Below are 10,629 nucleotides of genomic sequence, written 5' to 3' on the forward strand. Positions count from 1 at the left end.
ATTCCCGGGAGGGCTTTTCGTATGTCCGAGTTCAATCGTCGTGCTCGGATGCCGTCGTGATCTCGTAGTAGTCGGCGACGTCGAAGGCGGTCAGCGACACCCACCGGGATCCTGGCGAGCAGGTGCCGGAGTCCGTCGGCGAGTCGTCGGTCGCTGCCCGGAAGTCCCGTAGCTCCAGTGCCAGTGACGGTTGCCGATCGACCGCAGCCGCCACCGCGTAGAGCCCGGCCAGAATGTGCAGGCATCGGTCACCGCGTGCCCGGCATGAACAGTCTGTGACGTCGAGGACCGCCGGCGACCACGCACCCGACTCCTTCAGCCGACGGTGGACCTCGTCGGACGGTTCGGCCGACGAGCCCAGCAGGTCACGGAGCACGACGGCTGTCGTGGAGGTCATCGCCGAGAACTCCAGGTGTGCGACCGATGCCTCGCCACCGCGCTGGACCAGTCCCTCCACGTGCCGACCGTCGACGGTCAGGGTGACACCCCCGTTGCGGGCGATGCTGCGGGCCCGCGGTGCCAACGGGTTCGGGGTCCGGGTCGAGAGCGGTTCGGCGAGCCGGACGATCTCGGCGCCCCACGCGGTGAATCCGAATTCGGCTGGAGTCGTGGTCATTCCGCCTCCCGGATTGCCGGGTCCAGACTTCGGTTGCGCCGGAGGACGGTGATGAGGCGTTCGTCGCTGAGCGCGGTGAGTTCTGCGAGAGCCGAGGACTCGTCGGGATGTGCGCTGAGCGCCGCCTTACGCCGGTGGAGGTTGTCGATGTGTTCCTCCAGCGTCGTGGCGGTCGTCAGCGTGGTGACGGTGACCGGTCGCTCCTGCCCGATCCGATGGACACGATCGGACGCCTGGGCCTCGACGGCTGGGTTCCACCAGCGGTCGAAGTGGATGACGTCGCAAGCGCGGGTCAGCGTGAGGCCGACGCCGCCGGCCTTCAGGCTCATCACCATGACCTCCGGAGTCCGCCCCGCCTGGAAGTCGGCGACCAGTTCGTCCCGCCGCCCCGGTGTGAGCCCACCGTGGAAGAACGGGACGTCGCAGTCGAATCTGTCGGCCAGATGGTCGGCGAGGAGGTCACCGGTGTCGCGGTACTGCGTGAAGACGAGAGTGGGCGAGCCGGTCTCCATGTTCTCCTCGAGGATCTCCATGCAGCGGTCGAACTTGCCCGACCGGCCCGCCAGGCGGCCGCGGTCGCGGTCGCCGGTGACCAGAGCAGGATGGTTGCAGATCTGCTTCAACCGCGTGAGGGTCGCGAGAATCCGTCCGTGGCGTTCGATTCCGACGCCGAACCCGGCGTCCTCGATCGCGGCCAGATGAGCGTCGTAGAGTTCCGCCTGCTCCGCGGTCAGATCGACGAGCACGGGGTTGTGGATTTTCGGTGGTAGGGCGGAAGCCACCCGGGCTTTGGTCCGGGCCAGCATGACGGGTGCGACGGCGACGCGTAGACGTTGCAGCGCACCATAATCCCCGTCATCGACCGCACGGGTGAAGCGCCGCCGGAACACCGCCCGGTGCGGGAAGACGGACGGGGCGACCACCCGAAGGATCGCCCACAACTCGTCGAGACTGTTCTCGATCGGCGTGCCGGTCAGGGCGATCCGCGCCTGCGCATCGACGCGGCGTGCCGCGCGCGAGAGTTGGGTACGGGGATTCTTCAGCGCCTGCGCCTCGTCGTAGATCACGGTGGCCCACCTCCGTCCCGCGAGTTCGTCGATGCCCAACCGCAGTCGGGCGTACGAGGTGATCGTGACCGATCCGGCGGTGTCCGGAGCTTCCTCGATGCATCCGGTGTACACGGTGAGTCCGGGTGCGAATCGGGTGATCTCATGCGCCCAGTTGGTGACCAGGCTCGTCGGGCACACGACGAGTTGCGGTCCGGTCTCGACGCGGAGCGACAGGAGGCCCACGGCCTGAACCGTCTTGCCCAGTCCCATCTCGTCGGCGAGTACCGCTCCGCCTTCGGATTCGGCGGTGGATGCCAGCCACGCGACACCCCGGACCTGGTAGGGCCGTAGCTGCGCACGGAGGCGATCGCGGAGGAGTTGATCGGTGGTGAGGCATGCGCGCATCGCCGTCCGAGCGAAATCTGCGGTGGTCATCGCCGTGCCGGTCGGATCGACCTCGGCATGGGCGGCGAGCGGGAGAGGAGTCTCGTCCTCGCTCCGAAGGAGTTGCTGCCAGACCTGTACCGAAGGCGCATCGGATGCCTGGGTGGCAAGGGCGTCGACGTCGACGAGGTCGCACGACACGTCGCGGACCACGAGGTGACGCCCGGCCGGGACCGCGAGACGGCACGTGTTCGAGCGTGTCCCGGAGTCGTGGGACGACCAGATCGCGAACTGGTGCAGGTCGGGGAGGTAGGTGGCCTGTGTGGTCAGCGGAACTCCTCACTTGGTACGGTGTACGGAATTAGTCTCCGTACACCGTACGGGAAAGGGATGCACATGTCGACTGCCGAAGACGCGCGGACCCTTGTGCGCTTGCTGTGGCGCGGAAGTGCCGAGCCAGAAGCGCCGAAACGCGGTCCGCGACAACGGGTCACCGTCGACGAGATGGTCGGCAAGGCGATCTCGCTCGCCGACGATCGAGGTTTGAACGCGCTCTCGATGCGGGCGCTAGCGGCCGAACTCGGTGTCGGCCCGATGACTCTCTACACCTACGTGCCCACGCGAGATGTCCTCGTTGCTCTCATGGTGGACCATGTTGCCGGCGACTCGCCGATGCCGAGCTCGACGACGACGGTACGGGAATCCCTCGCCTCGGTCGCACGCGTGCTGCGAGCGGAGTACCTGGCACATCCCTGGTTGCTCGATGCCAACCCATGGCGTCAGGTTCTCGGGCCTCACCGTCTCACCCGCTACGAGCGGCAACTCGAAGTCCTCGAATCCCTGGACATCTCCGACCTCGATCGCGACCACATTCTCGCCCTCCTGGTGGCCTTCGTGACCGGCAACGCCCGGGATGCGCTGGCCGCTGGCGCCGCGGCGACCGTCAGCGGCATGACCGACGCCCAGTGGTGGGAGGTGGTCGCTCCCGAACTCGACGCGGTGATCCCGGACGGAAGGTTTCCCCTCTCGGAACGCGTGGGAACTGCGGCCGGCGAACGTCATCAGGCGCCGGGCGCTCCCGACGAAGTATTCGACTTCGGCCTGGTCTGCCTGCTCGATGGTTTGGAGCCACTCATCGGCGACGACTGAGGTTCTCTCGCGCGGATGGTGGCAACCATGCGTTGTTGACAATCATTTTCATTAGGTTGTTCACTGTCCGAGTGCTATCACCACGGACAACCCTGACCCGTTCTCTCGCGCTGCTCGCTGCAGCCTCCTTCGCACTCGTCGCATGCGGGGACTCCGACCCCGGGGAGGCGACGCGCCACGGGGATTCGTCGACGCCACCGGCGGAACGGCACAGTGCGACACCGCGTCTCAGCCTCAGTTACGACGGCGGAATCCTCGTTCTTGACGCGACCACGCTCGAACAGGTCGCCGACTTACCGGTTGACGGATTCGTCCGTCTCAACAGCGCGGGCAACGGGCGGCATGTCCTCGTCTCCGAAACCGGCGGGTTCCGGGTCCTCGACGCCGGAACCTGGACCAAGGCGCACGGCGACCACGGGCATCATTACACCGCCGAGCCTTCTCTCACCGAGATGCGCTTCGGCGGAGCAGAACCCGGTCACGTCGTGGTCCACGACTCGCGCATCAGCCTCTTCAGCGACGGCGCCGGGCAGGTCGACATCGTCGAACCGGCCGAACTACTGCGCGGCAACCCGGTCGCCACCACGTTCACGGTCGCGCAACCCCACCACGGGGTCGCGGTGTTCCGCGGCGACGGATCGGTCGTCGTCACGCGCGGAGACGACGAATCGCGCAGCGGCATCGCAATTCTGGACAAGGAGCGGACCGAGATCGCCCGCAACGACGAATGTCCCGGCGTTCACGGCGAGGCCGCCGCGTCCGGCGGCCGCCTCACCTTCGGCTGTGAGGACGGCATCCTGATCGTCGACGGCAACAACATCCGCAAGGTGGCGAGTCCGGACCCCTACGGCCGCATCGGAAACCAGGCCGGTGACCACGGATCGCCGATCGTGTTGGGGGACTACAAGAGTGACCGGGACGCCGAACTCGAACGGCCGACCCGATTCTCGCTCACCGACACCCGTACCGGTGAGCTCCGACTGGTCGATCTCGGCACCTCGTACAGCTTCCGGTCGCTGGAACGTGGCCCCGGGGGGTCTGCGGTGATTCTCGGAACCGACGGCGCGCTGCATGTCTTCGACGTGGAATCCGGGACCCGCACGGCTCGAATCCCGGCGATCGGGGAGTGGAGCGAACCCGACGAATGGCAGTCGCCGATGCCGAATCTCGTCGTGCAGGACGGTGTCGCCTATGTGAGTGAACCGGCGTCGAAGAAGATCGTCGCGATCAACCTGGAGACGGGGGTGAAGGTCGTCGAGGCGGGCCTGCCGTACGAGACCGTCGAACTCGCCGCGGTCACCGGCTGACCCGGCGCGACACACTGGTGCAGCCGGTGTGCGCGAGGCGTCGGTGGGTTTGCCAGACTGGTGACGTGATCAGGCTTGGACTGACCGGCGGCATCGGCGCCGGCAAATCGACCGTGGCAAAGACCTTCGTCGAACGGGGGGCGTACATCATCGACGCGGACAAGATCGCCCGCGAGGTGGTCGAACCCGGGTCGGACGGTCTCGCCGCGCTCGTCGAGGCCTTCGGCTCGGACATCCTGTCCGCCGACGGCAGCCTCGACCGACCTGCGCTCGCGGCCAAGGCGTTCGTCGACGACGAATCGCGGAAGACGCTCAACGGGATCACCCACCCGCTGATCGGCGCACGCACCCAGGAGTTGCTCGAAGCGGCGCCCGACGATGCGATCGTCGTCCAGGACATCCCGCTGCTGGTGGAGAACCACACGGCGCCGTTCTTCCATCTCGTGGTGATCGTGTTCGCGGACGCCGACGTCCGACTGCATCGCCTCACCACGATGCGCGGCGTCGACGAAGCCGATGCGCGAGCGCGAATCGCGGCTCAGGCCACCGACGAGCAGCGGCGCGCGGTTGCCGATGTCTGGCTCGACAATTCCGGATCGGCCGACGATCTCGCGGCCGCCGCCGCGCGGGTCTGGGATGACCGGCTCGTACCGTTCGAGGCCAACGTCCGTGCACGCCGAGTCGCCGAGCCAATCCCCGGACTTGTTGCGGCCGAACCCAATCCGGACGGCCCGGCGGCGCGGTTGGTCAACCGGCTGTGGGCGATCGCGGGCGAGCGGGCGACCGCCGTCGAGATCATCGACGCGGCGAAGAGCGAACTGCGAATCACCGCACGCGACGATGCCTCGTCGGCGGAACTGGTCGAACTCCTGGCGGTCGGGGGGTTCGCTCCCGTCGAACCCGGCGTCCACGGGTCCTGCGACCCGGGACGTCCTGCGACCATACGCGTCGAGAACGCGTGAGGCGTTCAGCAGAACTGACTACGAATGTTGCCTAAATGGGCCGCATGGCGTCCTCTGCGCTGTTAGCTTTGCCAACACGCACCGATCGCGGTGCGGACGATCGAGCTGTCATGCGCTGTGAGGAGCACACATGTGGGGTCCGGGGAATTCGAATCGCGTGCGAGCCGTCATCGGAGGTATCGCTGTGGGAGCGGCGGTCACGGCCGCCGCGGTGACCGCGGCGCCGGCGAATGCAGCCCTGCAGGGGATCGCCGTCGACACACTGCCCGGCTACGGCTCGTCGGCGAACGGTTCGGCGAACTACGGCATGTACGGGACGGGTTGTTCCTACAAGCTGTCGGTGATCGTCGGTGAACCCAAATCGGCCAAGTCGACGTTGAAGATCACGTCCACCCGCGCCGGCCGGACGGTCACGATCTACAACGCCAAGCCGACAACCGTGGAGATCAAGCCGACCTGGCGGCCCGCCGCGCCGGGACGTCATGTGCTCACCGCGACCCTCGACGGAGTGGTCAAGACGCGGACCGTCGACGTCGGCACCGGAGTGCAGTTGCCGCAGTTCATCCGGAACGGAGCATGCTTCGTGCTCCCGACCTACTGAGATCCCCCGACCTACTGGAATCCCCGCGGTACCGGGACCCCCGATCCGACTGGGTCTACCGGCCGTGGCCGGGCCGGTGGTCCCGGAAGAACACCACGCCGCCGGCCGCGTCGTCGAGCCACGCCTGCACATCGTTGCCGTGCGCGGCCGCCCCGACGAGCGCGCGGGTCGCGATCTCGACCGCCTCCACGCACCGCGTGTTGTCGAGCAACCCGCACCGGTGCGCCTCGAAGATCTCGTCGACGTCGATGAGCTCCAGCGGTGAGCCCGGCACGTCGACGAGGTCGAGGTACCAGTCCTCGGCGTACCAGCGGCCGCGTTCGTCGGGTCCGGCGAACCGCCCGATGTCGAGGTAGAGGCGCTGATCCGCCCGATAACCACCTTGATAGTGAAAGATGTTGGCGCGCAACCCCAGTCCTGGGAGCAGCCACGACTCGAGATGGTCGAACCGCGGGTGACCGGGCGCGGGGCGCGACATGTAGAGGCCGTAATCGGTGACGCGGTACTCCTCGACCTCGCGGACGAATCCCTTGTTGTCGGTGTTCGTCATGGCGGGCACATCGAACACCTCCCGCTTGGGCGGGTGCATCGAATGGGTTGCGGTGGCCGGCGCGGCGGTGGTCGGACCGCTGTTGCTCGTCATGCCCCGAATGTAGTGGCGGCCGCCGCCGAACTCAGCCCGAAAACCGGAGTTGTTCCCGGTCTGCGTCCCGCCTCGGACCCGGGGGCCGCGACCGTGCGGGAACACTCCTGTCGTACGGCGCGTTTACCCTGGCACTATGGCTTTTGCAGCAGAACGTCCGGTGCTCGCGCACTCCGAGTTCCGTCCGATCGGCGAGATCGAGCGCACCGAAGCCCGTTTCGAGGTGGTCAGCGAGTACGAGCCCGCAGGGGACCAGCCCGCCGCCATCAAGGATCTGACCGAGCGGATCCAGGCCGGGGAGAAGGACATCGTGCTTCTCGGTGCCACGGGTACCGGCAAGTCGGCCACCACCGCGTGGCTCATCGAGCAGGTCCAACGCCCCACCCTGGTGATGGCACCCAACAAGACACTCGCCGCGCAACTCGCGAACGAACTCCGCGAGATGCTGCCCAACAACGCGGTCGAGTACTTCGTGTCGTACTACGACTACTACCAACCCGAGGCGTACATCGCGCAGACCGACACCTACATCGAGAAGGACTCGTCGATCAACGACGACGTCGAACGACTCCGCCACTCGGCGACGTCGAGCCTGCTCTCGCGTCGCGACGTGGTGGTGGTCGCCTCCGTGTCGTGCATCTACGGCCTCGGTACACCGCAGTCCTACCTCGACCGTTCGGTCGAGCTCGAGGTGGGCCAGGAGATCGACCGCGACGCCCTGCTCCGGCTGCTCGTCGACGTGCAATACACCCGCAACGACACGGCCTTCACCCGCGGCAGCTTCCGCGTGCGGGGCGACACCGTCGAGATCATCCCGTCCTACGAGGAGCTCGCCGTACGCATCGAGTTCTTCGGCGACGAGGTGGAATCCCTCTACTACCTGCATCCGCTCACCGGCGATGTGGTCCGACAGGTCGACTCGCTGCGCATCTTCCCGGCCACCCACTACGTCGCCGGCCCGGAGCGGATGGAGCGGGCGATGGCCTCGATCGAGCAGGAACTCGAGGAACGGCTCGCCGAGCTCGAGGCGAAGGGCAAGTTGCTCGAGGCCCAGCGCCTGCGGATGAGGACGACCTACGACCTCGAGATGATGCGCCAGGTCGGGTTCTGCTCCGGCATCGAGAACTACTCCCGTCACATCGACGGCCGCGCGGCGGGAAGTGCACCCGCCACGCTGATCGACTACTTCCCGGACGACTTCCTCCTGGTCATCGACGAATCGCACGTCACCGTGCCGCAGATCGGCGGCATGTACGAGGGCGACATGTCCCGTAAGCGCAATCTCGTCGAGTACGGTTTCCGCCTCCCGTCGGCCGTCGACAACCGACCGCTGACCTGGGACGAGTTCGTCGATCGCATCGGCCAGACCGTCTACCTGTCGGCGACGCCGGGGCCGTATGAGCTCGGTCAGTCGAACGGGGAGTTCGTCGAGCAGGTGATCCGCCCGACCGGTCTGGTCGATCCGCAGGTCGTGGTCAAACCCACCAAGGGGCAGATCGACGACCTGGTCCACGAGATCCGCCAGCGCACCGAGCGCGACGAACGCGTCCTCGTCACCACCTTGACCAAGAAGATGGCCGAAGACCTCACCGACTATCTCCTGGAACTGGGAATCCGCGTGCGGTACCTGCATTCCGAGGTCGACACACTCCGTCGTGTCGAGTTGCTGCGTCAGCTCCGCTCCGGTGACTACGACGTCCTCGTCGGCATCAACCTCCTCCGCGAGGGTCTCGACCTCCCAGAGGTGTCGCTGGTCGCGATCCTCGACGCCGACAAGGAAGGGTTCCTGCGGAGCACCACCTCGCTGATCCAGACCATCGGCCGTGCGGCCCGCAACGTGTCGGGCGAAGTGCACATGTATGCCGACAAGATCACCGACTCGATGCGCAATGCCATCGACGAGACCGAGCGTCGCCGCGAGAAGCAGATCGCCTACAACAAGGAGCGCGGTCTCGACCCGAAGCCGTTGCGCAAGAAGATCGCCGACATCCTCGACCAGGTGTACCGCGAAGCCGAGGACGAGGCGGTCGCGGTCGGCGGTTCGGGCCGCAACGCCAGCCGTGGCCGCCGGGCGCAGGGCGAGGTGTCGAAGGCCGGCAGTGCGGGCGTGATCGAGAAGCGGGACGTGTCGACGATGCCGCGCGCCGAACTCGCCGACCTGGTGTCGCAGCTGACCGATCAGATGATGAGTGCCGCCCGCGACCTGCAGTTCGAGCTGGCGGGCCGGCTGCGCGACGAGATCGCCGACCTGAAGAAAGAACTGCGGGGAATGGACGCGGCAGGCATCAAGTAGGGCGGTGACCTGCTAAGTCCCCGGGACCATTGCTTCCGGACGGTGTGCCGATCACCACGATCGGCGGACAGACACGCCGTGGCAAACTAATGTCCCGGTGAAAGAACCCTGCAATATGGGGGATGTTAGGTGACGCCTCGCTGATGGGCAGCGAGGCGAATTCATGTCGGAGGTTGGGATGAGCGCATACGAGACCATCGTCGTCGGGACCGACGGCTCGGAGTCGTCGATGAAGGCGGTGGAACGTGCGGGGGCACTCGCGGGCGAACGCGCGCAGTTGGTGATCGCGTGCGCGTACTTCCCCAACGAGCGCGGTGCCGGGGAGGCGGCCGACATCCTGAAGGACGAGGCCTACCAGGTCACCGGCTCGACGCCGACCGAGGAGATCCTGCGGACCGCCAAGGAACGCGCGTCCAAGGCCGGAGCCGCCACCATCGTCCAGCGCCCCGTCAAGGGTGCGCCGGTCGACGCACTGCTCCAACTCGTGAGCGACGTGAAGGCCGATCTCCTGGTCGTCGGTAACCGCGGCCTGAACTCGATCGCCGGGCGCCTGCTCGGATCGGTGCCGGCCGATGTGGCGCGCAAGTCGGCGTGCGACGTGCTGATCGTGCACACCACGGGTTAGTCGCCCGACGACTGCGAGCTGACGAGCCAGTCCCCGCCTCAGCGGGCCTCCGGAAACCCTCCGGCGCGCCCGAGGAGAGCGGGGACGCTCTTTTCCAGGGACCTGCCCAGCCATTCCGCGGCGTCGATCAGTCCGTACATGTCGACACCGGTCGAGATGTTCGACCGGTCGAGCGCATACAGCAGATCCTCCGACGCGATGTTGCCCGTCGCCGCGGGCGCGAAGGGGCAGCCGCCGAAACCGCCGATGGACGCGTCGAGAGCACTGGCCCCGGTGTCCAGGGCGGTCAGCGCATTGGCGTAGCCGGTGTTGCGCGTGTTGTGGAAATGCCAGCGCTGCGGAATCCCGGGTGCGTGCGCGGCGGCCAGATCGGCGAGCGTGCGCACCTGCGCCGGAACGCCGACGCCGATGGTGTCGGCCAGGGCGATCTCGTCCGGCGCCGCACCGTCGGTGAGCCGCGCGATGATCTCGCCGACCCACTCCGGTGCGACCTCTCCGGAGAACGGACAGCCGAAGGACACGGCGATGGTCACTGTCGTCCGGAGACCGGCCGCGCGAGCGTCGCGCACGACGTCGACGGCGGCGGCGACGCCCTCGTCGACACTGCAGCCCTGGTTCCGCTGACTGAACTCCTCGGTCGCGACGACCACGACGTTGACCTCGTCGACGGCTGCGGTGAGTGCACGGTCGAGACCTCGCCGGTTGAGGACCAGTCCGATGTAGGAGACGCCGTCGACTCGCGGCACCCGCGCCATGACCTCTTCGGCGCCGGCCATCTGCGGCACCCGCTTCGGGTTGACGAAGCTGACCGCCTCGACGCGTCTGATCCCCGCTTCGACACTGCGGGAGATCAACTCGACCTTGTCGTCCACCGACAAAAGGGTCTGTTCGTTCTGGAGGCCGTCTCGGGGGCCGACCTCGACCAATTGCACGCTTTTCATGTGCCCAATCTTGCCCCGTCGCGGATGGCGGGCGCGAGGAGATCCGTTCCATCGAGTGG

Annotated in this window: 10 protein-coding genes; 6 read left to right on the top strand and 4 right to left on the bottom strand. The window is 67.1% G+C overall.

Going from position 1 to position 10,629, the window contains the following annotated elements; all coding sequences use genetic code 11:
* Positions 1–31: 31 nt before the first annotated feature.
* Together BPODLACK_RS16205 and BPODLACK_RS16210 are read right to left on the bottom strand one after the other, a co-directional pair.
* Positions 32–616 (bottom strand): SWIM zinc finger family protein, encoded by a 585-nt coding sequence (locus BPODLACK_RS16205; RefSeq protein WP_024498721.1) that lies wholly within the window; start codon positions 614–616, stop codon positions 32–34.
* Entirely contained in the window at positions 613–2,250 is a 1,638-nt protein-coding gene (locus tag BPODLACK_RS16210; RefSeq protein ID WP_236577694.1) for a DEAD/DEAH box helicase, read from the bottom strand. The genes BPODLACK_RS16205 and BPODLACK_RS16210 overlap by 4 nt, the downstream gene beginning before the upstream one ends.
* Positions 2,251–2,445: 195 nt before the next feature.
* Between BPODLACK_RS16210 and BPODLACK_RS16215 the strand changes: the two genes are divergently transcribed.
* From BPODLACK_RS16215 to BPODLACK_RS16230, 4 genes are all read left to right on the top strand, one after another.
* On the top strand, positions 2,446–3,198 hold the full coding sequence (locus BPODLACK_RS16215) for a TetR/AcrR family transcriptional regulator (RefSeq protein ID WP_159405689.1): 753 nt from the start codon (positions 2,446–2,448) through the stop codon (positions 3,196–3,198).
* A gap of 71 nt (positions 3,199–3,269) precedes the next feature.
* Positions 3,270–4,505, top strand: a complete 1,236-nt coding sequence (aztD, locus tag BPODLACK_RS16220; protein WP_159405690.1) for a zinc metallochaperone AztD — start codon at positions 3,270–3,272, stop codon at positions 4,503–4,505.
* Positions 4,506–4,570: 65 nt separating this feature from the next.
* The gene (coaE, locus tag BPODLACK_RS16225; protein WP_024498717.1) at positions 4,571–5,467 is read left to right on the top strand and encodes a dephospho-CoA kinase; all 897 of its coding nucleotides are present in this window, start codon (positions 4,571–4,573) and stop codon (positions 5,465–5,467) included.
* A gap of 130 nt (positions 5,468–5,597) precedes the next feature.
* Positions 5,598–6,068 carry a hypothetical protein gene (locus BPODLACK_RS16230; RefSeq protein ID WP_024498716.1) on the top strand — a complete coding sequence of 157 codons (471 nt, stop codon included), beginning with the start codon at positions 5,598–5,600 and terminating at the stop codon, positions 6,066–6,068.
* Between the two features lie 55 nt (positions 6,069–6,123).
* Here BPODLACK_RS16230 and BPODLACK_RS16235 read toward each other — a convergent pair whose 3' ends face one another.
* Positions 6,124–6,711 carry a DUF402 domain-containing protein gene (locus BPODLACK_RS16235; protein WP_024498715.1) on the bottom strand — a complete coding sequence of 196 codons (588 nt, stop codon included), beginning with the start codon at positions 6,709–6,711 and terminating at the stop codon, positions 6,124–6,126.
* A gap of 136 nt (positions 6,712–6,847) precedes the next feature.
* On the opposite strand from BPODLACK_RS16235, the gene uvrB reads away from it, so the two are divergent.
* Positions 6,848–9,004, top strand: a complete 2,157-nt coding sequence (uvrB, locus tag BPODLACK_RS16240; RefSeq protein WP_024498714.1) for an excinuclease ABC subunit UvrB — start codon at positions 6,848–6,850, stop codon at positions 9,002–9,004.
* Between the two features lie 178 nt (positions 9,005–9,182).
* Positions 9,183–9,629 carry a universal stress protein gene (locus BPODLACK_RS16245; protein WP_024498713.1) on the top strand — a complete coding sequence of 149 codons (447 nt, stop codon included), beginning with the start codon at positions 9,183–9,185 and terminating at the stop codon, positions 9,627–9,629.
* A 38-nt stretch (positions 9,630–9,667) separates the two neighbouring features.
* On the opposite strand, the gene BPODLACK_RS16250 is transcribed toward BPODLACK_RS16245, so the two are convergent.
* Complete coding sequence (locus tag BPODLACK_RS16250; protein WP_024498712.1) at positions 9,668–10,570, bottom strand: hydroxymethylglutaryl-CoA lyase; 903 nt, start codon at positions 10,568–10,570, stop codon at positions 9,668–9,670.
* Positions 10,571–10,629 lie beyond the last annotated feature (59 nt).

The organism is Gordonia sp. YY1, from assembly GCF_009872315.1.
GTDB lineage: Bacteria > Actinomycetota > Actinomycetes > Mycobacteriales > Mycobacteriaceae > Gordonia > Gordonia amicalis.

Bases quoted from the DNA above. Each gene is read 5' to 3' on its own strand.
- BPODLACK_RS16250 (WP_024498712.1), bottom strand. From the start codon at position 10,570: ATGAAAAGCGTGCAATTGGTCGAGGTCGGCCCCCGAGACGGCCTCCAG.
- BPODLACK_RS16215 (WP_159405689.1), top strand. From the start codon at position 2,446: ATGTCGACTGCCGAAGACGCGCGGACCCTTGTGCGCTTGCTGTGGCGC.
- uvrB (WP_024498714.1), top strand. From the start codon at position 6,848: ATGGCTTTTGCAGCAGAACGTCCGGTGCTCGCGCACTCCGAGTTCCGT.
- BPODLACK_RS16235 (WP_024498715.1), bottom strand. From the start codon at position 6,711: ATGACGAGCAACAGCGGTCCGACCACCGCCGCGCCGGCCACCGCAACC.
- BPODLACK_RS16230 (WP_024498716.1), top strand. From the start codon at position 5,598: ATGTGGGGTCCGGGGAATTCGAATCGCGTGCGAGCCGTCATCGGAGGT.
- BPODLACK_RS16245 (WP_024498713.1), top strand. From the start codon at position 9,183: ATGAGCGCATACGAGACCATCGTCGTCGGGACCGACGGCTCGGAGTCG.
- BPODLACK_RS16205 (WP_024498721.1), bottom strand. From the start codon at position 616: ATGACCACGACTCCAGCCGAATTCGGATTCACCGCGTGGGGCGCCGAG.